The organism is Kitasatospora sp. NBC_00240 (genome assembly GCF_026342405.1).
Lineage (GTDB): Bacteria > Actinomycetota > Actinomycetes > Streptomycetales > Streptomycetaceae > Kitasatospora.
This window is the reverse complement of record NZ_JAPEMU010000001.1, coordinates 3,559,892-3,582,279: the sequence shown is the minus strand read 5'-3', so window position 1 is coordinate 3,582,279 and position 22,388 is coordinate 3,559,892. Positions and strand designations below refer to the sequence as shown.

Genomic DNA, 22,388 nt, shown 5'->3' with positions numbered 1-22,388 from the left:
GGCAGAGCGGGCGAGCCACCGCAGGCGGCACATCGGCCGAAACCGCACCGGCCGCACCGACCCTCCCGCTCGCACCACCCTCGGCCCCGGCGGCAGCGGCCCCTCCCGCCACGGCCGTCGCTCCTGCCGGCGCAGCCGCCACGGCTGACTCGGCCGGCGCCATCGAGATGGCCGTCGGCACCGCGGGCACGCTCGGCGCAGCCGGCGTCGCCGACGCTGCGCCGAGCGACAGCGCCGCGCCGGCCGACACCGCAGCGCCGACGGCGACCGACGTCCTGCCGGCCGAGGGCGGGGCGCGTACGGCAGGTCGTGCGGAGCCGCCGCGTTCGGGCCGGTCGGCGGTCAAGGCCGCGACGTCGCCGCGCACCGCACCCGGATCCGGCCGGGCCCCCGCGGCCCGGCGGGAGACGGGCGGGGTGGACCGCACCGCGCTGGACGCCCTCTGGCGCTCCTACAAGGAGACCGGCGACGCGCGTCTGCGGGAGCAGCTGATCCTTCACTACTCCCCGCTGGTCAAGTACGTGGCCGGCCGGGTGGGCGTGGGCCTGCCCGCCAACGTCGAACAGGCCGACTTCGTCTCCTCCGGAGTCTTCGGGCTGATCGACGCCATCGAGAAGTTCGACATCGACCGCGCGATCAAGTTCGAGACGTACGCCATCAGTCGTATCCGTGGCGCGATCATCGACGAGCTTCGGGCACTGGACTGGATCCCGCGATCGGTGCGGCAGAAGGCCAAAGCCGTCGAACGGACGTACGCGACGCTGGAGGCGAAGCTCCGCCGGACACCCCACGAGCCCGAGGTGGCGGCCGAGATGGGCATCGCCATCGAGGACCTGCACGCCATTTTCAGTCAGCTCTCGCTCGCCAACGTCGTCGCCCTGGACGAGCTGCTGCATCCGGCAGTGGAGGGTGGCGACCGGCTGAGCCTGGTGGACGTCCTGGAGGACCGCGGCGCCGACAACCCGGTCGCGGTCGCCGAGGACCGCGAGCTGCGACGGTTGCTGGCCAATGCGATCAACACGCTCCCGGAGCGGGAGAAGACCGTGGTGACGCTGTACTACTACGAGGGTTTGACGCTCGCGGAGATCGGCCAGGTGCTCGGCGTGACCGAGAGCAGGGTGAGCCAGATCCACACCAAGTCGGTCCTGCAGTTGAGGGCGAAGCTGTCCGACATCCGCTGAGCCCGGCTGCGTTGACGGGCGGGCCGCGACCGGCGTTTCGCCGGCCGTCGCCGCCCTGGGCGGCGCGGGTAGCGCGGCACCGTTCCGGCGGGGCGGCGGGCTCCGTACAGTGGAGCCGTGCCGAAGATCCGAGCAGCCACCTTGGCCGAGCATCGCCACCTGCAGCGGGCAGCCCTTCTCGATGCTGCCCGCAGCCTGCTCACCGAAGGTGGGATGGACGCCCTGACGTTCCCCGCACTCGCGGCGCGCACCGGGCTGGCCCGTAGTTCGGTCTACGAGTACTTCCGTTCCCGCGCCGCCGTGGTCGAGGCGCTGTGCGAGGTGGACTTCCCGCTCTGGGCGGCCGAGATCGAGGCCGGCATGGCCGGGTGCGACCACGCGGCCGACCGCATCGAGGCCTATGTCCGCGGTCAGCTCGCGCTTGCGGGGGACCCCCGGCACCGGGCGGTCGTGGCGATCTCGGCCCTGGAACTGGACGAGGCCGCGCGGGAGCGGATCCGGGCCGCGCACGGCAGACTCGTCGGGCTGGTGGTCCAGGCGCTCGACGATCTCGGGCACGACCGGCCGCGGCTGGCCGCGGCCCTGCTTCAGGGTGTGGTGGAAGCCGCGGTGAAGCGCTGCGAGCGCAGCGCCGCCTCCGGCTCGGGCGAAGAGTCGCAGGAGATCGCGGACGCTGCCGTCGCCCTGGCACTCCACGGGCTCGGGACGCGCACCGTCGCAACGGGCGAGGCCCGGCGCAGCGCCCCGGGTACCGACGCGCGCCCGGCGGCCAGCCCCAAGCCTGGCAGTTCGGAGCCCGGTAGCCCCAAGTCCGGTAGCCCCGAGTCCGGCAGCCCCGGGTCGCTCGCCTAGACAGCGGAGCCCCTGGCAGTCGCACAGGTCCGGCCCTGCTCGTACCCGGCTCGGGAAGCGCTCGCGAGTCTCGCGAGCGGGCCGGCCCCTGGGGACGGATCGCGCGCAGGCTCAGCTGTGGAGCGGGAGCAAGCGGGCCGTCCCGGTGCCGAGCAGCGCCAGCGGATCGAGGTAGCGGTCGCCACGCAGCAGACCCCAGTGGAGGCAACCTTCGGCGCAGTGTCCGAGTCCCGGGGTGAGCAGTCCGACGGGCATGCCCGCGCTCACCTGCGTACCGACCGGGAGGGTTCCGGCAACGGGCAGGTAGGTCGTACGAAGCGGCGGGGTTCCCGAGCCGGGATGGCTCACCGTGACCACGGGACGTCCCGCGACCACGCCGGAGAAGGTCACCACCCCGGGCGCCGCGGACCGTACCTCGCTGCCCGCCACGGCTGCCAGGTCGACCCCGCGATGGCCGGCCGCCCACTTGGTGGCCGGCGCGTCGAACCGGCGGAGCAGGTCGGCGGGGCCGCCCACCGGCCAGGCCCGCTCGGTGGGCAAGGGTGGCGCGGCCGCGTGAACCGGGCCCACTTCCGCGTGAGGCACTCGCGCGGGCAGCGCGTGTGCCAGCGGTCCGGGGAGCGTCAGAAGGAACACTGCCGCGAGCAGCAGGGCGAGCAGCACCGTGTGCCGGGGGCGGTCCGGCCTCGGCGGCAGGGCCGAGCCGGCGCAGCAGGACACGGGAGGGACGAGCTTCAGGTGAGGGGCCATGCGGACGAGGGTCGCGGCGACCGGCCGCGGTCACCAGCCCCCGCCGTGAACCTGTGGACAACCGGCCCCTGTGGACAACCCCGGCACCGACCCGCAACCGCCCCACGCCTACCGCCCCACTCGCCGTCCGCCCGCCTACCGGCCTGCCCAACACCGGCAGGCCGACCCACCTGCTGACCTACCCGCTCGACTCAACGACCGCCCGACCGCCGACCCGACCGCCCGACCACCGACCCGACCGCCCGACCACCGACCCGACCGCCCGACCACCGACCCGACCACCGATCACCGACCCGACCACCGATCACCGACCCGACCACCCGACCCATCGTGTCCGATCGATCCCCGTGTCCGATCAGCCGTCCGAACGGGTGAGGCGAGCCCGGCCCGGGGCCACCGAGGGTGCTCCGACAGTGCGGGATCCGCCCTGTCCCGGGGCCCGCGCAACGCTTCGAGTCGCCGCCCGCTCGGCGCTTCCCGTACACTTCACACGCGACCCGGTCTGCCGGGTCGACTTCGCACGCCCCGCCACCGGTCGAAAGCAGCGGTTTCACCGCCGCCGTCGCCAGGTGCGAGTGCCGCTCGGTCCGCCGAGCCTGACGCGGTTCCGACCGCCCAGGCCGCAGCGGCTCGGCACGTTCGGGGCGTCAGGCGTGGCGGTCACCTGGCCGTCGCGGACAAACCGAGCCCGACCCGGCAACCGCGGAAACGCCAGCGCCGGGCGTAACACCGAGGAGCACGGCCATGGCCGTCGTCACGATGCGGGAGCTGCTGGAGAGCGGCGTCCACTTCGGTCACCAGACCCGTCGTTGGAACCCGAAGATGAAGCGCTTCATCTTCACGGAGCGCAACGGCATCTACATCATCGACCTGCTGCAGTCGCTGAACTACATCGACCGCGCCTTCGAGTTCGTCAAGGAGACGGTTGCCCACGGCGGCAGCGTCCTCTTCGTCGGCACCAAGAAGCAGGCCCAGGAGGCCATCGCCGAGCAGGCCACCCGCGTGGGCATGCCCTACGTGAACCAGCGCTGGCTCGGCGGCATGCTGACCAACTTCCAGACGGTCTACAAGCGCCTTCAGCGGATGAAGGAGCTCGGCGAGATCGACTTCTCGGACGTGGCCGGCTCCGGTCTCACCAAGAAGGAGCTCCTGGTCCTCGAGCGCGAGCACACCAAGCTCGAGAAGACCCTTGGCGGTATCCGTGACATGCAGCGCGTTCCCAGCGCTGTCTGGATCGTCGACACCAAGAAGGAGCACATCGCGGTCGGCGAGGCCCGGAAGCTCAACATCCCGGTCGTCGCCATCCTCGACACCAACTGCGACCCCGACGAGGTCGACTACAAGATCCCGGGCAACGACGACGCGATCCGCTCCGTCACGCTGCTGACCCGCGTGATCGCCGACGCCGTCGCCGAGGGCCTCAAGGCCCGCGCCGGTGTTGCGAAGGGCGACGTCAAGGCCGAGCCGGGCGCCGACCAGCCGCTGGCCGACTGGGAGAAGGACCTCATCGAGGGCGAGAAGAAGGCCGAGGAGGCCCCGGCCGCCGAGGTCGCCGTCGAGGCTGAGGCTCCCGCCGCCGAGGCCGAGGCCCCCGCTGCCGAGGCCCCCGCTGCCGAGGCCCCCGCCGCCGAGGCCCCCGCCGCCGAGGCCACCGAGGCTCCGGCCGCCGAGGCCGAGCAGGCCTGACGTACCCAAGGGCGAGGGGCACCCGCCGGTACGACACCGGTAGGTGCCCCTCTCTCCCGTGCCGGGGCTGAACCACCAGCCCCGGTACAACCCCACGCAGACACGCGAGACGCGAGAAGAGATTCACACCATGGCGAACTACACCGCCGCGGACGTCAAGAAGCTCCGTGAGCTCACCGGCGCCGGCATGCTGGACTGCAAGAACGCTCTCGTCGAGGCCGACGGCGACGTCCAGAAGGCCGTCGAGCAGCTCCGCATCAAGGGTCAGAAGGGCGTCGCCAAGCGCGAGGGCCGTGACGCCTCCAACGGCGCCGTCGCCGCGCTGATCGCCGAGGGCAACAAGTCCGGCGTCCTGGTCGAGCTGAACTGCGAGACCGACTTCGTCGCCAAGGGCGGCAAGTTCGTCGAGGTCGCCAACGCGATCGCCGCACACGTCGCCGCCACCTCCCCGGCCGACATCGAGGCCGCGCTGGCCAGCGAGATCGAGGCCGGCAAGACCGTCCAGCAGTTCGTGGACGAGGCCAACGCCTCCCTGGGCGAGAAGATCGTTTTCCGCCGCTTCGCGCAGTTCGACGCTGACAGCTACGTCGCGGTCTACCTGCACAAGTCGGACCCGGACCTCCCGCCGACCATCGGTGTCCTCGTCGAGCTCGACACCGAGAACGCCGTGGTCGCCAAGGACGTCGCGCAGCACATCGCGGCTTTCGCGCCGAAGTACCTCTCCCGCGAGGACATCCCGGCCGAGGACCTCGAGAACGAGCGTCGCGTCGCCGAGGCCACCGCTCGTGAGGAGGGCAAGCCCGAGGCTGCCCTGCCGAAGATCGTCGAGGGTCGCGTCACCGGCTTCGTCAAGGAGAACTCCGTCCTGGAGCAGGCCTTCGCGAAGGACAGCAAGAAGTCCGTCGCCAAGGTTCTCGAGGAGAACGGCGTCGCCCTCAAGCGTTTCGCGCGCTTCCGCGTCGGCGCCTGAGCCACGTTCCACGGAGGTTCCGGCCCGCATAGGCTAGGAACCACCCCCGTCCACTGACCAGGACGGGAAGGAACGCGCCGATCGGGCTCTCCGCACCCCCAGGGGGCACGTCGGCACCATGAACGACGAGGAGGCCATTGCCGTGCAGGACACCGTACCGGTTCCCGCGGCAGTGGCCTCCTCGCGTGTACGCGCAGGTCGGGGACCCGCACGCCCGGGCCTGTGAATCAGCAGGTGTAGAAGGAGAAGTCCATGCAGGAGACGCAGGAGACCGCGCAGGAAGTCCGGCGCCGCCGGGTTCTGCTCAAGCTGTCCGGTGAGGCGTTCGCCGGTGGCGGCGGCCTCGGCGTCGACCCGGACGTCGTGCACGCGATCGCGCGTGAGATCGCCACGGTGGTCCGCGCCGGTACCGAGGTCGCGGTGGTGATCGGTGGTGGCAACTTCTTCCGCGGCGCCGAACTCCAGGTCCGCGGCATGGACCGGGCCCGTTCCGACTACATGGGCATGCTCGGCACCGTGATGAACTGCCTCGCCCTCCAGGACTTCCTGATCAAGGAAGGCATCGAGACCCGGGTCCAGACCGCCATCACGATGGGCCAGGTCGCCGAGCCCTACCTGCCGCTGCGCGCCGTCCGGCACCTGGAGAAGGGCCGCGTGGTGATCTTCGGCGCGGGTATGGGCATGCCGTACTTCTCCACCGACACCACGGCGGTCCAGCGCGCGCTGGAGATCCACGCCGAGGTGCTGCTGATGGGCAAGAACGGTGTGGACGGTGTCTACGACGCCGACCCGCGGACCAACCCGGAGGCGGTCAAGTTCGACGCCCTGGAGTACTCCGAGGTCATCGCACGCGACCTCAAGGTCGCCGACCTCACCGCGATCACGCTGTGCAAGGACAACAACCTGCCGATGCTGGTCTTCGAGCTGCTGGCCGAGGGCAATATCGCCCGCGCCGTGAAGAGTGAGAAGATCGGCACGCTCATCAGCCAGGATTCCGTCCGGGCCTGAGCAGCCTGCACGTCGGCCGCAGCAGCAAGCCGTCGGCCCGGAGCGTGACGGGCCCGACGGGACATCAGTACGGCATCAAGGCACACCGGACAGGGAGCAGACCGTGATCGAAGAGACCCTCCTCGAAGCTGAGGAGAAGATGGAGAAGGCCGTCGCCGTCGCCAAGGACGACTTCGGCGCCATCCGCACCGGCCGGGCCCACCCGGCGATGTTCGCCAAGATCGTGGCGGACTACTACGGCGCCCTGACGCCGATCAACCAGCTCGCCTCGTTCGCCGTGCCGGAGCCGCGGATGGCGATCATCACGCCGTTCGACAAGACCGCCCTGCGCAACATCGAGACCGCGATCCGCGACTCCGACCTGGGCGTCAACCCGTCGAACGACGGCTCCATCATCCGGGTGTCGTTCCCGCAGCTGACCGAGGAACGCCGCAAGGAGTACATCAAGGTCGCGCGCGGCAAGGGAGAGGACGCCAAGGTCTCCATCCGTTCCGTGCGCCGCAAGGCCAAGGACACCATCGACAAGCTGGTGAAGGACGGCGAGCACGGCGAGGACGAGGGCCGCCGCGCCGAGAAGGAGCTGGACGACCTCACCGCGCGTTTCGTCGCGCAGGTCGACGAGCTGCTGAAGCACAAGGAAGCCGAGCTGCTCGAAGTCTGATGAACGACGCCCCTGACGCCCCTGGCTACTGGGGCTCATCCGACCAGCAGTACCTGCCGCCGTACCCCGCCGCGCCGTCGTCTGCTGCGGGTGACCAGCACCAAATGGGTCACTCGCAGCAGCCCCCGGTGTACTGGGGCGACGATGCGGCGCAGACTCAGTTCATGCGCCCAGTCCAGGACGGCTCCGGCCAGGAGAACCCCCGGGTGACTCCGCCCGAGCCGTACCGGCCGGCCGGCGCCCCCGACCGCCCCGTCCAGGGGCACGGGCAGCACCAGGACCAGCAGCAGACGCGCGTGCCGGGCCGCCTCAGCGGCCCGCTGTTCCGTGACGAGCAGCCGGCGTCCGGTCTGCCCTCGGTGGAGGAGACGGTGGTCCTGCCACCGATCACCGGCCTGCTCGACGGGCCGGCGCAGCCGTCCGCGCCGCGGCACTCCGGGCCGCAGCGGGCGGCGCATCGCAGGCCGGAGGCCGCGCAGCCGTCCGACGGCGGGTTCGGCGCGGGCGGTTCGTACCCCGGGCCGCAACAGCCGGACCAGCCGCACCAGTCGCAGCACCAGCAACTGCAGCCGCCGCCACAGCCGCAGCAACCGCCGCAGGGCGGCCCGTCGCAGTACCCGCAGCACCCGCAGCAGGGTCAGCCCTCGCCGCAGCAGTACCCGGGGCAGGAGCACACCGCACAGCACCACCCGGCGCAGCACCATTCCGCGCAGCACCACCCCGTGCCGTCCTACCCAGGGCAGGAGACACCAGTGGCCCAGCCCGACCCGCAGCCTCGCAAGCAGCGCGGCGGCCGTAACCTCCAGGCCGCGATAGGCGTCGGGGTCGGCCTCGGCGCGGTGATCATCGCCTCGCTGTTCGTCGTGAAGGCGCTCTTCCTGTTCGTCGTGATGGCAGCCGTCGTGGTGGGCGTCTGGGAGCTGTCCAGCCGGCTGACCGAGCGCAAGGAGATCAAGGCTCCGCTGATCCCGCTGGTCGCGGGCAGCGTCGCGATGCTCTCGACGGGCTACTGGGCCGGGGTGGAGTGGGCGGCCGCCTCGCTCGCGCTGACCGGTCTCGCGGTGATGGTCTGGCGGATGTCCGCACCGCCGGAGAACTACCTCCGCGACGTCACGGCCGGTATCTTCACCGCCTTCTACGTGCCCTTCCTGGCGACTTTCGTCGCGATGATGCTGGCGGCGGACGACGGCCCGCAGCGGATCGTGCTCTTCCTGATCGTCACCGTCTGCAGTGACACCGGGGCGTACGCGGTCGGGTACAAGTTCGGCCGGACCAAGCTCGCGCCGACGATCAGTCCCGGCAAGACACGTGAGGGTCTGGCCGGCGGCGTGGCGCTGTCGATGCTGGCGGGCGCGCTGCTGATGCAGCTGATCATCGACGACGGCAGCTGGTGGCAGGGCCTGGTCCTGGGCGGCTGCGCGGCCGTGACCGCGACGCTCGGGGACCTGGGCGAGTCCATGATCAAGCGCGATCTGGGCATCAAGGACATGGGCACGCTGCTGCCCGGCCACGGCGGCATCATGGACCGGCTGGACTCGCTCCTGCCGACCGCGCCGGTGGTCTGGCTGCTGCTGGCGGCCTTCGTCGGCAGCTGACCGGCGTACACGTCCTGTCATGGGCCTCGGGCGCCGGCCGCCCGGGGCCCGAGGCATGTCCGGGGCGGGGCCCGGCGGCCCGTACCCGAGGGGCGCAGGCTGTCGGCGGAGGGCACTCACTGCCATCTGCGACACTTGAACAACCATGCCTAAGCCCGGAGAACTGACCTTTGTCGCGCCGCGTGGCGCCAAGCCCCCGCGACACCTTGCCGACCTCAGCCCCGCCGAGCGCAAGGAGGCCGTCGCCGAGCTGGGCGAGCAGCCGTTCCGCGCCAAGCAGCTGTCCAACCACTACTTCGGCCGGATGTCCAACGACCCGGGCGAGTGGACGGACATCCCCGCGGCCAGCCGCGAGAAGCTGACCGAGGCGCTGATGCCGGAGCTGATGTCGGTCGTGCGCCACGTCTCGTGCGACGACGACACCACGCGCAAGACGCTGTGGAAGCTCTTCGACGGCACCCTCGTCGAGTCGGTGCTGATGCGCTACCCGGACCGGGTCACCATGTGCATCAGCTCGCAGGCCGGCTGCGGTATGAACTGCCCGTTCTGCGCGACCGGCCAGGCGGGCCTGACCCGCAACCTGTCGACCGCCGAGATCGTCGAGCAGATCGCCGCCGGCATGCGCGCGCTGAAGGCCGGGGAGATCCCGGGCGGCGAGGCGCGGCTGTCCAACGTGGTGTTCATGGGCATGGGTGAGCCGCTCGCCAACTTCAACCGGGTCCTGAAGTCGATCCGTCGCCTCACCGACCCCGCGCCGGACGGCTTCGGGATGTCGCAGCGCGGCATCACGGTCTCGACGGTCGGCCTGGTCCCCGCCATGAACCGGTTGGCGGACGAGGAGCTGAGCGTGCGTCTGGCGCTCTCGCTGCACGCCCCGGACGACGAGCTGCGCGACGAGCTCGTCCCGGTGAACACCCGCTGGAAGGTCGCCGAGGTGCTGGACGCGGCATGGAATTACGCCGAGAGGTCGGGCCGCCGGATCTCCATCGAGTACGCGCTGATCAAGGACATCAACGACCAGGCCTGGCGTGCCGACCTGCTGGGCCGGCTGATCAAGAAGCACCGGGTGCACGTCAATCTAATTCCGCTGAACCCGACGCCGGGCTCGAAGTGGACGGCCTCCCGCCCGGAGGACGAGCGCGAGTTCGTCCGGGTCCTGCAGTCGCACGGGGTGCCGACCACGGTTCGTGACACCCGGGGCCAGGAGATCGACGGCGCCTGCGGCCAGCTCGCGGCGGCCGGCTGACCCGGCTCGACAGGCGAACGCCCGGGTGGACCTTCACGGTCCGCCCGGGCGTTCGTGTGTTCGGATGGCTGCCGCCTCAGGTCAGGACGGCGGCGGCCAGCAGGGCGGTCAGCCCGCCGGTGAGCAGCAGGACCGTCCCCGCGGTGAGGGTGCGTATGGCGACGGCGCCGTACAGCAGCCGGGGCGGGGTGCCGAGGTCGAGCAGGGCGTCGGTGATCTCTCGGCGGGCGGTCCGGATCTCGGCCAGCCTGGTGAGCACGGCCGCGACCGCGCAGCCGACCAGCAGTCCGCCCTCGACGGCGGGCAGGACGTCGGCGCTGCCCGGCGCCTGCACCCAGTACCGGACCACGGTCAGGACGACGGCGAGGGTCAGCGCGAGTACGGCGAGCGGCGGGCCCAGCCGGCGGGCCTCGGCGGTCAGGCCGCGTCCGGCGAGCAGCCGCAGCGGGGTCGGCCGGGCGATCGCCAGCAGGCGCCCCGCCCAGGCGAGCAGCGGCCCGGTGAACAGTGCCAGGCCGAGCGCGGTGAGGGCCCAGCCGCCGACCGCGGCGAGGCTGCTGGTGCCGAGACCGGCCGGGAGCCGCACGGGGCGGCCGTCCTCGGCGGCGCCGGGGCGCAGGCCGTACAGCTCCAGGGCGATGCCGGTGACGGTCAGGCCGGTGGGCAGGGCGAGGCGCAGCGGGTGGAAGCCGCGGGGGCCCGGCCGGGGGCTGCTGCCGGGCAGGGTGTCCGGGACGGGGACGGCGGCCGCGGCCGCCAGGCCGGCGACCAGCGGGACCAGGACGAGCAGGGTGACGGGGGCGGCGGCCGGCAGTTCCACGCCCATGCCGAGTTCGGGGGCCAGCGAGGCCCCGGCGATGTCGTTGCGCAGGATCAGGAAGAGCAGCAGGGTCACGGCGCTGCCGATGGCGCCGGCCAGGGCGGTCTCCCCGGCGATCAGGGTGCGGATCCGGGCCGGTCCGGCGCCGGCGGCGATCAGGCCGGTGATCCGTTCGGGGCGCTGGCCGGGTACGGCGCGGGCGGCGACGGCCGCGAACCAGGCGACCGCGGCGAGCGGCGGCAGGCACCAGAGCAGCCGGGTGACGGCGCCGCCGCTGCCGAGCGGCTCGCTCATGGCCCGGCCGAGGGCGCGCAGCAGGAAGGCCGCGACCACGGCGCCGGTGACGGCGGTGAGCAGCCAGCGGCCGAGGTCCGGTGCCCGGTAGCCCCGGGCGAGGCGGAGATAGAACACGAGGACTCTTTCAGCGCTACCGGGGTGTGGCCGGGACGGCGGACGAGCCGGTGCCGGCGGCGACCGTGACGGGCCCGGTGCCGGGCGCCGGTGTGGGCGCGGCCGGTGCGGTCAGACGCCCGTCGGCCAGGGCGACGGAGCGGTCCGCGTACCGGGCGAGTTCGGGGTCGTGGGTGGCCAGGACGAGGGTGAGCCGGTGCGAGCGGGCGGCGCTGGACAGTATCCGCAGGACCTGGTCGGCGGCCTCGCGGTGCAGCGGCGCGGTGGGGTCGTCGGCGAAGACGACCGGCGGCAGCGGGGCGAGGGCGCGGGCCACCGCGATCCGCTGGCGCTGGCTCTGCACCAGGCGTTCGGGCCGCAGCCGGCGGGTGTCGGCGATGTCGAGCCGCTCCAGCCATTCGTCGGCGGCCGTGTAGGCGGCCTTGTTGCCGGCGCCGGCCAGCAACAGGGGCAGGGCGACGTTCTCCCGGGCCGTCAGTTCCGGTACCAGGTGCGGCTGCGAGCCGACGAAGCCGAAGCGGTCGCGGCGCAGCCGGGCCCGGCCGGTGCGGCCGAGGGTGTGCACGGGGGAGCTGTTGAACCAGACCTCCCCCTCGTCGACCGGCAGGAGGGCGGAGAGGCAGCCGAGCAGGGTGCTCTTGCCGGATCCCCGCGGGCCGGTGACGGCGAGCACCTCGCCGACCTGGACGCCGAGTGAGACGCCGCGCAGGGCGGGAGTGCCGTGGTGGGACTTGACGATCCCTCGGGCCCACAGCACGTCGTTGTCAGGCGGGGCCGCTGACATGAAACTCCTCCGCCGGTCCAGAACGTGATTCATCGCGATATGACAGTCGTCAGATTAGAACGACAAGGACACGAAGAGGTTGCGGCACACGGATCCGAACGGGTCGAAATACGGACGAACACGGCGTGTCCGCCCTCAGGGAAACGCCGCAGGGCGGCCCGGCGAGGTGCCGGGCCGCCCTGCGGCGGAGGGTGGGGAAGGAGGTACTAGATCTTGGCCCACGCGTCGGTGAGGCTGACCCGCAGGATCTGCTCGATCTCGTCGAAGGTCGACTGGTCGGAGATCAGCGGCGGGGCCAGCTGGATGACCGGGTCGCCACGGTCGTCGGCGCGGCAGTACAGGCCGTTGTCGTAGAGCGCCTTCGAGAGGAAGCCGTAGAGCACGCGCTCGACCTCGTCGTCGTTGAACGACTCCTTGGTGACCTTGTCCTTCACGAGCTCGATGCCGTAGAAGAACCCGTTGCCGCGCACGTCGCCGACGATCGGGAGGTCGCGCAGCTTGTCCAGGGTGCCGAGGAAGTTCGCCTCGTTGTCCAGGACGTGCTGGTTCAGGCCCTCGCGCTCGAAGATGTCGAGGTTGGCCAGCGCCACCGCGGAGGAGACCGGGTGGCCGCCGAAGGTGTAGCCGTGCAGGAAGGTGTTGTCACCCTTGTAGAACGGCTCGGCGAGACGGTCCGAGATGATCGTGGCGCCGATCGGGGAGTAGCCCGAGGTCATGCCCTTGGCGCAGGTGATCATGTCGGGCTGGTAGCCGAACTTGTCGGCGCCGAACATGGTGCCGAGGCGGCCGAAGGCGCAGATGACCTCGTCCGAGACGAGCAGCACGTCGTGGCGGTCGCAGATCTCGCGCAGGCGGGCGAAGTACCCGGGCGGCGGCGGGAAGCAGCCGCCGGCGTTCTGCACGGGCTCGACGAAGACGGCGGCGACGGTCTCGGCGCCCTCGTTGAGGATCGCGACCTCGATCTCGTCGGCGCACCAGCGGCCGTAGGCCTCGGGGTCGATCACACCGTCGCGCTCCAGGAAGGCGGGGGCGCGGTAGATGTTGGTGTTGGGGGCCTTGTGGGTGCCCGGCACCAGCGGCTCGAAGGGGGCCTTCAGGCCCGGCAGGCCGGTGATGGACAGCGCGCCCTGCGGGGTGCCGTGGTAGGCGACGGCGCGCGAGATGACCTTGTACTTGGTCGGCTTGCCGGTCAGCTTGAAGTACTGCTTGGCCAGCTTCCAGGCGGTCTCGACGGCCTCGCCGCCACCGGTGGAGAAGAAGACCTTGTTGAGGTCGCCCGGGGCGTAGTTGGCCAGGCGCTCGGCGAGCTCCACGGCCTTCGGGTGGGCGTAGCTCCATACCGGGAAGAAGGCCAGTTCCTTGGCCTGCTTGGCGGCGGCCTCGGCCAGCTCCTCGCGGCCGTGGCCGGCCTGGACGACGAACAGGCCGGCGAGCCCGTCCAGGTACTTCTTGCCCTTGTCGTCCCAGACGTAGGTGCCCTTGCCCTTGACGATCGTCGGCACGGGGGAGTTCTCGTACGACGACATGCGGGTGAAGTGCATCCACAGGTGGTCGTAGGCGGTCTTCGAAAGGTCCTTCTGTGCCGGGTCGGCGCTCATCGGGTGCCCCAGGTGTAGGTCTGTTTCCGGAGCTTCAGATAAACGAAGCTCTCGGTGCTCCGCACGCCGGGAAGCGAGCGGATGCGCTTGTTGATCAGTTCGAGCAGGTGCTCGTCGTCCTCGCAGACCAGTTCGGCCAGCAGGTCGAACGAGCCCGCGGTGCAGACCACGTAGTCGACCTCGTCGAGGGCGGCCAGCGCGTCCGCGACGGGCTCGATGTCCCCCTCGACGTTGATCCCGACCATGGCCTGCCGGGTGAAGCCGACGGTGAGGGGATCGGTGACGGCGACGATCTGCATCACGCCTTGGTCGAGCAGCTTCTGGACGCGCTGGCGCACGGCCGCCTCCGACAGGCCTACGGCCTTGCCGATGGCGGCGTACGGGCGCCGCCCGTCCTCCTGCAGCTGCTCGATGATCGCCTTGGAGGCGGAGTCGAGTGGAACGCTGGCGTTCCGGTCGCGGTTGGCCACGTCGCCACTGTGCCTGATGGGCTGCGCAATCGCAAGCGAGTGAGCTGCTGATTTCGTCGTCGTCCTGGAAAACACATGCGGATTTCATCGCTGTTTCGGTGTGAGCCTGTCGAGAACGACAGTCCAGCGGTTAGCCTGGTACCTGTACACGCGCCGCTGCGCGGAGGCGTGCGCACCCTTCGAGTGGACCGCGCCGAACCCGACCCGGCCACTCGACGCCGACGTACCATTGCGCCGGATTCTGCAACGCCGCAGGCCCAGACCGAGGAGAGACCCGTGAGCGACCTTCGTACGCTGCGCAACTACATCAACGGTGAGTTCGTCGATGCGGCGGACGGCCGCACGCTGGAGATCGTCGACCCCACCACGGGCGAGGTCTACGCCACCTCCCCGCTGTCCGGTGCGGCCGACGTGGACGCCGCGATGGCCTCCGCCGCCGCGGCCTTCCCGATCTGGCGCGACGCCACCCCGAGCACCCGGCAGAAGCTGCTGCTGAAGATCGCCGACGCGGTCGAGGACCGCGCCGACGAGCTGGTGGACACCGAGTGTCGCAACACCGGCAAGCCCCGCGGGCTGACCAGGTCCGAGGAGATCGGCCCGATGGCCGACCAGATCCGCTTCTTCGCCGGCGCCGCCCGCCTGCTGGAGGGCAAGGCCGCGGGCGAGTACATGGACGGCATGACCTCGATCGTGCGCCGCGAGCCGGTCGGCGTCTGCGCCCAGGTCGCGCCGTGGAACTACCCGATGATGATGGCCGTCTGGAAGTTCGCGCCGGCCATCGCCGCGGGCAACACCGTCGTCCTGAAGCCCTCCGACACCACGCCGGCCTCCACCGTGCTGCTCGCCGAGATCATCGGCGGCATCCTGAAGGACCTGGAGCTCCCGGCCGGCATCTTCAACGTGATCTGCGGCGACCGTGAGTCCGGCCGCCTGATGGTCGAGCACCGCACCCCGGCGATGGCCTCCATCACCGGCTCCGTGCGCGCCGGCATCCAGGTCGCCGAGTCCGCCTCCAAGGACGTCAAGCGCGTCCACCTGGAGCTGGGCGGCAAGGCCCCGGTCGTGGTCTTCGAGGACGCCGACATCCCGGAGGCCGTCGAGGGCATCTCGGTGGCGGGCTTCTTCAACGCCGGCCAGGACTGCACCGCCGCCACCCGCGTGTTGGTGCACGAGTCCATCCACGACGCCTTCGTGGAGGCCCTCGCCAAGGCCGCCGCCGAGACCAAGACCGGCGGCGTCGACGACGAGGACGTGCTCTACGGCCCGCTGAACAACGCCAACCAGCTGAAGCAGGTGTCCGGCTTCATCGAGCGGCTGCCCGCCCACGCCAAGGTCGAGTCCGGTGGCCACCGGGTCGGCGAGGCCGGCTACTTCTACGCCCCGACCGTGGTCTCCGGCCTGAACCAGGACGACGAGATCATCCAGAACGAGGTCTTCGGCCCGGTCATCACCGTGCAGAAGTTCACCGACGAGGACCAGGCCGTCGACTACGCCAACGGGGTGGAGTTCGCGCTCGCCTCCTCGGTCTGGACGAAGGACCACGCCCGCGCGATGCGGATGTCGCGCCGGCTGGACTTCGGCTGCGTCTGGATCAACACCCACATCCCGCTGGTCGCCGAGATGCCGCACGGCGGCTTCAAGAAGTCCGGCTACGGCAAGGACCTCTCCTCCTACGGCTTCGAGGACTACACCCGCGTCAAGCACGTCATGACCGCGATCTGACGCAGCCGCACCGCGTGGAGCGCCGCGTCCGGTCCTGTCGGGACCGGGCGCGGCTCCCTGCCGTCCGGCCCCCGGCACGACCGGACCCGGCGCGGCCGCCTCGCCGTCCGCCCGACCGCGGTCCGGGCCTGCGGCCTGTCAGCCTGTCGGCCGACGCGCCGACCGCCTGACAAGATGCAGCTGCACGTCAGGCGGCTGCTTCCCTACGCTTGCGCCATGAGCATCCCCACCGCTGACTCAGCCGCCGGGCAGGCAGTCAAGGCCGCCGACCGCGCGCACGTCTTCCACTCGTGGTCCGCCCAGGCACTGATCGACCCCCTCGCGGTGGCCGGGGCCGAGGGCTCGTACTTCTGGGACTACGAGGGCAACCGCTACCTCGACTTCTCCTCCCAGCTGGTGAACACCAACATCGGGCACCAGCACCCCAAGGTGGTCGCCGCGATCCAGGAGCAGGCCGCCAAGCTCTGCACCATCGCGCCGGGCTTCGCCGTCGAGGCGCGCAGCGAGGCCGCCCGGCTGATCGCCGAGCGCACCCCCGGCGACCTGGACAAGATCTTCTTCACCAACGGCGGCGCCGAGGCCGTCGAGAACGCCATCCGGATGGCCCGGCTGCACACCGGCCGGCAGAAGATCATGTCGACCTACCGCTCGTACCACGGCGCCACCGCCAACGCGATCGCCCTCACCGGCGACCCGCGCCGCTGGGCCAACGAGACCGGCGTCTCCGGCATCGTGCACTTCTGGGGCCCGTACGCCTACCGTTCCCCGTTCCACTCCGAGAACGAGGCGCAGGAGTGCGAGCGCGCGCTGGCGCACCTCGAGGAGACGATCGCCTTCGAGGGCCCGCACACCGTCGCGGCGGTCATCCTGGAGACGGTGGTCGGCACCGCCGGCGTCCTCGTCCCGCCGGCCGGCTACCTGGCGGGTGTCCGCGAGATCTGCGACCGCTACGGGATCGTCTTCATCCTGGACGAGGTGATGGCCGGCTTCGGCCGCACCGGCGAGTGGTTCGCCGCCGACAACTGGGGCGTCGTCCCCGACCTGCTGACCTTCGCCAAGGGCGTCAACTCCGGCTACGTGCCGCTCGGCGGCGTGGCGATCAGCCCCGCCATCGCGGCCACCTTCGCCGAGCGGCCCTTCCCCGGCGGGCTCACCTACTCCGGCCACCCGCTGGCCTGCGCCTCCGCCGTCGCGACGATCAACGCGATGGCCGAGGAGGGCATCGTGGAGAACGCCAAGCGGATCGGCGAGGACGTCCTCGGCCCCGGCCTGCGGGAGCTGGCCGAGCGCCATCCCTCGATCGGCGAGGTCCGCGGCCTCGGTGTGTTCTGGGCGCTCGACCTGGTGAAGAACCGCGAGACCCGCGAGCCGCTGGTGCCCTACAACGCGGCCGGCGCTGCCAACGCGCCGATGGCCGAGCTGGCCGCCGCCTGCAAGCAGCGCGGCCTGTGGCCCTTCGTCAACATGAACCGCTTCCACGTCGTTCCGCCGTGCACCGTCACCGAGGAGGAGGCCAAGACCGGCCTCGCCGTCCTCGACGAGGTGCTGTCGCTGACGGACGCGCACACCGTCTGACCCGCCGACCCCGCCGACCCACCTCGCACCAGGAACGCCGCAAGCAACGATCAGGACCCATCGGTACGGCCCCGGGCAACGCCCTGCCCGGGGCCGACTCATGTCCGGGAGACCCTCACATGCGCTCCACGCTCACCCGCCGCGCCGTCCTGGGCAGCGCCGGACTGCTCGGTGCCGGCGCCCTGGCCGGCTGCGGGATCCCCGCCGCGTACGTGCCCGAGGCGCGACGCTCCGGCGACGACCGCTCCGCGCAGGACCAGGCGCTCGCCTTCTCCAACTGGACGCAGTACATCGATGTCGACGAGGACACCGGTGGCCGGCCCACGCTCGACTCGTTCAGCGAGGAGACCGGCATCTCGGTGACGTACACCGAGGACATCAACGACAACGACGAGTTCTTCGGCAAGATGGGCCCGGTGCTCACCCAGGGCAGCGACCCCGGCCGCGACCTGATGGTGGTCAGCGACTGGATGGCCGGGCGCTACGTCTCGCTCGGCTGGGTGCAGGCCCTGGACCGGACGGCGATGCCGAACGTCGCCGAGCACCTCGACCCGCAGCTGGCCCACCCCGCCTTCGACCCCGGGCGGGCGCACAGCGTGCCCTGGCAGTCCGGGATCACCGGCATCGCGTACAACCGCAAGGAACTCGGCCGGGAGATCAGGACCACCGCCGACCTCTGGGCGCCCGACCTCAAGGGCCGGGTGACCCTCTTCGCCGGGCTGGACGAGGCGATCGGCCTGCTGATGCTCGCCGACGGCGCGGACATCGCCGCGTTCGGGGCGGACGACGCGCACCGGGCGATGGACCGGGTGCAGCGGCTCGTCGACAGCCGGCACATCCGCCGCTTCACCGGCAACGACTACACCAGTGACCTGGCCTCCGGCGCGGCCCTCGCCTGCCAGGCCTACTCCGGCGACGCGATCCAGTTGAAGGCCGACAACCCCGACATCGAGTTCGTCGTGCCCGAGGAGGGCGGCGAGCTGTGGGCGGAGAGCCTGCTGGTGCCCAACCGGGCGCGGCACAAGCGCAACGCGGAGCTGCTGGTCGACTACTACTACCGGCCCGAGGTCGCCGCCGAACTCGCTGCCGCCGTCCAGTACATCTGCCCGGTGCCGGCCGCCCGGGACGTCCTGGCCGACAGCGGGGACGCGGAGCGGGTCGCGCTCGCGGAGGAGCCGCTGATCTTCCCCACCGAGGAGATGCGCGCCCGGCTGCGGACGATGCGGGACGTCACCGCGGCCGAGCGGCCGGACCTGCACCGCGTCTGGGGCCGGATCACCGGCGTCTGACGGGGTGTCGGCGACGGGCCGGGCCGGGTCCGCCGACAGCGGCGGTCGGCCGGCCGGTTCAGCGGCGGACGGCGTCCAGCGCCAGCAGGGCCACGTGCAGGGACAGGCAGGACTCCACCTGGTCCAGGTCGACGGCCAGGATCCGCTCGACCTTGTGCAGCCGGTCGTAGAACGACGGCCTGGACAGGTGCGCCGCGTCCGCCGCGGCCGACTTGTTGCGCCCCTGCTCCAGGTAGATCCGCAGCATCTGGACCAGTTGGCCGCCGTGCTCCGCGTCGTGGGCCAGCAGCGGGCCCAGCTCGCGCTCGACGTAGGTCTGCAGCCGGGCGTCGTCGCGCAGCAGGTGCAGCAGGCCCCGCAGCCGGACGTCCGGCAGCCGGTAGTACGCGGCCGCCCGCCCGCCCGGCGCGTCGTGCAGGGCGGCGTCGGCGACCTGGGTGGCCTCCAGCAGGGTGCGCCGGGCGTCCCGCACCGAGCCGACCGAGGAACCGACGGCCACCACCGGCTGGATCGCCTGCGCGGCCTGCCGCCCCTCGCCGCCGCCCGCCTCCCGGCCGCTGTCGGCGGCCAGCTTGCGCAGCGCCGCCGCGAACGCGTCCAGCGCGGCGTGCTCGTCCTGCTGCGAGCCGAGTGCGATCAGCACCCCGACGCCCTCGTCGTCGAGCGCGCCGACCAGGGCGGGCAGCCGGCAGGTGCGGACCGCGGCGGCCGCCAGTTCGGTGAAGTCCCGTAGCCGTGCCTGTGCCTCCAGCGCGGCCGGGCTCGGCCCGCGCCGCTGCCGCAGCACCACACCGACCAGCCGCCGGCCCTCCAGCGGCACACCGAGTGCCTGGGCCCGCAGCGCCACCTCGGAGACGGTCAGGGCGTGGGTGAGGATGCCCGACAGCAGGGTGCGGTGGGTCTGTCGCTCCAGGCTCTCCCGGTCGCGCAGCACCAGGCGGTTGAGCGCCAGGGTGGCGGCGCCGCGCTCCAGCAGCATCGCGTGCGGGTGCGCGGTGCCGTCCGGCAGCGGGCCGGGGTCGTCGACCAGGATCAGCCGTCCCCAGTCCTGCCCGCGGGCGCCGACCGCCGTCACCAGCCAGCCGCTGCGCGGGTCGTGCCCGGTGCGCCCGGGCGGGCGGACCCCGCGCGAGCGGCGCTCCCAGCCCTCCAGCAGTTCGGTCTCGGGGCGGCCGGCGGTGTCGTGGGCCAGCACCTGGTGGGCGAGGTTCTCCAGCACCACGGGGGCGCCGGCCATCCGGGCCACCTGGCGGACCACCTCGCCGGGCTCGGCGCCCTCCACCGCGAGCTCGTTGAAGACCTGGTGCACCGCCTCGGAGGTGCGCAGTTGCTCCAGCTGGGCGTTGACCACCAGGGCGTGCACGGCCTCGGTGACGGCGACGAAGCGCAGCTCCCGGCGGAGGGCGATCAGCGGCAGGCCGCGTTGTTCGGCGGCGTGCACCAGGGCGCGCGGCAGGGTGTCGAAGTAGCGCCGCCCGAACTCGATGACCAGCCCGGCGACCCCGACCTCGTCCAGCTCGCGGACGTACCGGGCCAGGCCGTCGCGGTCCTCGGGCAGGGCGATACCGGTGGTGAGCACCAGCTCGCCGCCCTGCAGCATGCCGGCGACGTCCGGCAGTTCGCTGACGTGGACCCAACGGACCGGTCGTTCCAGGTGGGCCGCACCGGCCACCACCTGGGGCAGGCCGCGTCGCATCACCTCCAGGTCGAGTACGCGGGCGACGGTGGGGAGCACGTCGGTCCTCCGGGGGCTGGGCGGTTCGCGCGGCGGGTGGGGCACGCTTCGGGCACGAGGCGGCGTGGGGGCCGGTCCCGTGCACTGTGTCAGGTGAATCATCCCCGCGACGACCTGTTGCCCAAATCGAGCCTTTGCACCCTGTAAGGCCCTTTGTGCGGAGGCTGCCGGAGTGGTCCTTGTCACCCCGCCCCGGCAGAGGGCATCGTCAGCGAGTCGGCAGTGGCGACCCGCTGTGGCGATTGCGGGACATCGGCACGGAATCCGTCGCGTAACCAGAAAGCAACGGCGGAATCCTTGTAGCGGCAGCACCGTGATGTCAGGATCACGCACCTCGGTGATCAATCGGGCCGCCCGCGACCACAGCGGGGGCTCCCGTACTGCCAGGCGGCGACTCGACCAGCCGCTCCGCCACCGGCTACGGGCCCGCGCCGAGCGTCGCGGGCAGCATGACGTGCAGCAATCGCGCTGCCCGTCAGGGCGGCAGCCGAAAAACCGGGCACATGGAGGAACCACGATGGACCTGACCGACTTCAGCGCGGGCGCGCAGTACATCGCCGGCAGGCAGACCCAGGGCACCGGTAACCGGCCTTTCCAGGTCGTCAACCCGGCCGACGGCAGCGTCGTCCAGCAGGTCACCCTGGCCTCCACCGGGGACGTCGACGCCGCCGTCGCCGCCGCCCGGGGCGCTCTGCCCGAGTGGGCCGGCGCCACCCCCGGCGCCCGCTCCGAGGCGCTGCTGAAGCTCTCCGCCGTGCTCGCCGGCGCGGCCGACGACCTGGCCCGGGTCGAGACCGCGCAGACCGGCAAGCCGATCAAGCTCTCCACCGAGTTCGACGTCCCCGGGACGGTCGACAACACCGCGTTCTTCGCCGGCGCCGCCCGCAACCTGGAGGGCAAGGCGGCCGGCGAGTACTCCGGCGACCACACCTCGTACGTCCGCCGCGAGGCGATCGGCGTGGTCGGGTCGATCTCGCCGTGGAACTACCCCCTGCAGATGGCCGCCTGGAAGATCCTCCCGGCGATCGCGGCCGGCAACACCATCGTGCTCAAGCCCGCCGAGCTGACCCCGCTCACCTCGCTGATGTTCGCCCGCGCCTGCACCGAGGCCGGCATCCCGGACGGCGTCGTCAACGTCGTCACCGGGGCGGGCCTCGGCGCCGGCGAGCACCTGGTCGCCCACCCCGGCGTCGCCATGGTCTCCTTCACCGGCTCCACCCCGGTCGGCAGGCGGGTCGCCGAGCTGGCCAGCGCGACCGCCAAGCGCACCCACCTGGAGCTGGGCGGCAAGGCACCCTTCGTGGTCTTCGACGACGCCGACCTGGAGGCCGCGATCCACGGCGCCGTCGCCGGATCGCTGATCAACAGCGGCCAGGACTGCACCGCCGCCACCCGCGCCTACGTCCAGCGCCCGCTCCACGACGCCTTCGTGGCCGGCGTCGCCGAACTCTTCGAGTCCGTCCGCCTCGGCGACCCGCTCAACCCGCGGACCGACCTCGGCCCGCTGGTCTCCTTCACCCACCGCGACCGGGTGGCCGGCTTCGTCGAGCGCGCCCGCGGCTACGGCGCCGTCGTCGCGGCCGGCGGCCACGCCCCCACCAAGGGCCACGACGGCACCGACCTCGGCCGCGGTGCCTACTACCGGCCGACGCTGATCACCGGCGTCGCCCAGGACAGCGAGGTCGTCCAGGGCGAGATCTTCGGCCCGGTCCTCGTCGTGCTGCCCTTCGACAGCGACGAGGAGGGCCTGCGCCTCGCCAACGACACCCCGTACGGCCTGGCCGCCTCCGTCTGGACCCGCGACATCCACCGCTCCCTGCGCGCCACCCGCGAGATCGCGGCCGGCTGCGTCTGGGTCAACGACCACATCCCGATCATCAGCGAGATGCCGCACGGCGGCTACAAGTCCTCCGGCTACGGCAAGGACATGTCGCAGTACTCGCTGGACGAGTACACGCAGGTCAAGCACGTCATGTACGACACCACCGCGGTGGTCCGCAAGGACTGGCACCGCACCGTCTTCGGAGACAGATAA

17 protein-coding genes and 1 pseudogene are annotated in these 22,388 nt (G+C 71.9%); 12 read left to right on the top strand and 6 right to left on the bottom strand.

The window, feature by feature from the left end; all coding sequences use genetic code 11:
- Positions 1-167: 167 nt before the first annotated feature.
- A complete protein-coding gene (gene whiG / locus OG689_RS15085; RefSeq protein WP_266320812.1) occupies positions 168-1,181 on the top strand; it encodes an RNA polymerase sigma factor WhiG in 1,014 nt (337 codons plus the stop codon).
- 141 nt (positions 1,182-1,322) lie between these two features.
- A pseudogene (locus tag OG689_RS15080) lies at positions 1,323-1,883 on the top strand (TetR/AcrR family transcriptional regulator); the annotation flags it as partial.
- A 261-nt stretch (positions 1,884-2,144) separates the two neighbouring features.
- Here OG689_RS15080 and OG689_RS15075 read toward each other — a convergent pair.
- Positions 2,145-2,783 (bottom strand): M23 family metallopeptidase, encoded by a 639-nt coding sequence (locus OG689_RS15075; RefSeq protein WP_266320811.1) that lies wholly within the window; start codon positions 2,781-2,783, stop codon positions 2,145-2,147.
- Between the two features lie 744 nt (positions 2,784-3,527).
- On the opposite strand from OG689_RS15075, the gene rpsB reads away from it, so the two are divergent.
- The 6 genes from rpsB to rlmN all read left to right on the top strand — a co-directional run bounded on the left by rpsB (position 3,528) and on the right by rlmN (position 9,949).
- Positions 3,528-4,469: a 30S ribosomal protein S2 gene (rpsB, locus tag OG689_RS15070; protein WP_266320810.1), complete on the top strand. Its 942-nt coding sequence runs from the start codon at positions 3,528-3,530 to the stop codon at positions 4,467-4,469.
- A gap of 130 nt (positions 4,470-4,599) precedes the next feature.
- Positions 4,600-5,439: a translation elongation factor Ts gene (gene tsf / locus OG689_RS15065; protein ID WP_266320808.1), complete on the top strand. Its 840-nt coding sequence runs from the start codon at positions 4,600-4,602 to the stop codon at positions 5,437-5,439.
- A 252-nt stretch (positions 5,440-5,691) separates the two neighbouring features.
- The gene (pyrH, locus tag OG689_RS15060) at positions 5,692-6,447 is read left to right on the top strand and encodes a UMP kinase (RefSeq protein ID WP_073925897.1); all 756 of its coding nucleotides are present in this window, start codon (positions 5,692-5,694) and stop codon (positions 6,445-6,447) included.
- A 103-nt stretch (positions 6,448-6,550) separates the two neighbouring features.
- Positions 6,551-7,108, top strand: a complete 558-nt coding sequence (gene frr / locus OG689_RS15055) for a ribosome recycling factor (protein WP_073925896.1) — start codon at positions 6,551-6,553, stop codon at positions 7,106-7,108.
- Positions 7,109-7,671: 563 nt separating this feature from the next.
- Positions 7,672-8,703, top strand: coding sequence for a phosphatidate cytidylyltransferase (locus OG689_RS15050; RefSeq protein WP_266327146.1), 1,032 nt, complete (start codon positions 7,672-7,674; stop codon positions 8,701-8,703).
- A 145-nt stretch (positions 8,704-8,848) separates the two neighbouring features.
- Complete coding sequence (gene rlmN, locus OG689_RS15045) at positions 8,849-9,949, top strand: 23S rRNA (adenine(2503)-C(2))-methyltransferase RlmN (RefSeq protein ID WP_266320807.1); 1,101 nt, start codon at positions 8,849-8,851, stop codon at positions 9,947-9,949.
- 76 nt (positions 9,950-10,025) lie between these two features.
- Here the strand turns inward: rlmN and OG689_RS15040 are convergent, their stop codons facing one another.
- The 4 genes from OG689_RS15040 to OG689_RS15025 all read right to left on the bottom strand — a co-directional run bounded on the left by OG689_RS15040 (position 10,026) and on the right by OG689_RS15025 (position 14,032).
- Positions 10,026-11,180 carry a hypothetical protein gene (locus OG689_RS15040; protein ID WP_266320805.1) on the bottom strand — a complete coding sequence of 385 codons (1,155 nt, stop codon included), beginning with the start codon at positions 11,178-11,180 and terminating at the stop codon, positions 10,026-10,028.
- Positions 11,181-11,196: 16 nt separating this feature from the next.
- Complete coding sequence (locus OG689_RS15035) at positions 11,197-11,964, bottom strand: ABC transporter ATP-binding protein (protein ID WP_266320803.1); 768 nt, start codon at positions 11,962-11,964, stop codon at positions 11,197-11,199.
- A gap of 206 nt (positions 11,965-12,170) precedes the next feature.
- The gene (locus OG689_RS15030) at positions 12,171-13,562 is read right to left on the bottom strand and encodes an aspartate aminotransferase family protein (RefSeq protein ID WP_266320802.1); all 1,392 of its coding nucleotides are present in this window, start codon (positions 13,560-13,562) and stop codon (positions 12,171-12,173) included.
- Complete coding sequence (locus tag OG689_RS15025) at positions 13,559-14,032, bottom strand: Lrp/AsnC family transcriptional regulator (protein ID WP_190212991.1); 474 nt, start codon at positions 14,030-14,032, stop codon at positions 13,559-13,561. The genes OG689_RS15030 and OG689_RS15025 overlap by 4 nt, the downstream gene beginning before the upstream one ends.
- A gap of 276 nt (positions 14,033-14,308) precedes the next feature.
- On the opposite strand from OG689_RS15025, the gene OG689_RS15020 reads away from it, so the two are divergent.
- The 3 genes from OG689_RS15020 to OG689_RS15010 all read left to right on the top strand — a co-directional run bounded on the left by OG689_RS15020 (position 14,309) and on the right by OG689_RS15010 (position 18,618).
- Positions 14,309-15,754 carry a gamma-aminobutyraldehyde dehydrogenase gene (locus OG689_RS15020; protein WP_266320798.1) on the top strand — a complete coding sequence of 482 codons (1,446 nt, stop codon included), beginning with the start codon at positions 14,309-14,311 and terminating at the stop codon, positions 15,752-15,754.
- Between the two features lie 216 nt (positions 15,755-15,970).
- Positions 15,971-17,329: an aspartate aminotransferase family protein gene (locus tag OG689_RS15015; protein WP_266320796.1), complete on the top strand. Its 1,359-nt coding sequence runs from the start codon at positions 15,971-15,973 to the stop codon at positions 17,327-17,329.
- A 119-nt stretch (positions 17,330-17,448) separates the two neighbouring features.
- Positions 17,449-18,618, top strand: coding sequence for a spermidine/putrescine ABC transporter substrate-binding protein (locus OG689_RS15010; RefSeq protein WP_266320795.1), 1,170 nt, complete (start codon positions 17,449-17,451; stop codon positions 18,616-18,618).
- 58 nt (positions 18,619-18,676) lie between these two features.
- On the opposite strand, the gene OG689_RS15005 is transcribed toward OG689_RS15010, so the two are convergent.
- Positions 18,677-20,353 (bottom strand): PucR family transcriptional regulator, encoded by a 1,677-nt coding sequence (locus OG689_RS15005; protein ID WP_073927412.1) that lies wholly within the window; start codon positions 20,351-20,353, stop codon positions 18,677-18,679.
- 517 nt (positions 20,354-20,870) lie between these two features.
- On the opposite strand from OG689_RS15005, the gene OG689_RS15000 reads away from it, so the two are divergent.
- The gene (locus tag OG689_RS15000; protein ID WP_266320794.1) at positions 20,871-22,388 is read left to right on the top strand and encodes a gamma-aminobutyraldehyde dehydrogenase; all 1,518 of its coding nucleotides are present in this window, start codon (positions 20,871-20,873) and stop codon (positions 22,386-22,388) included.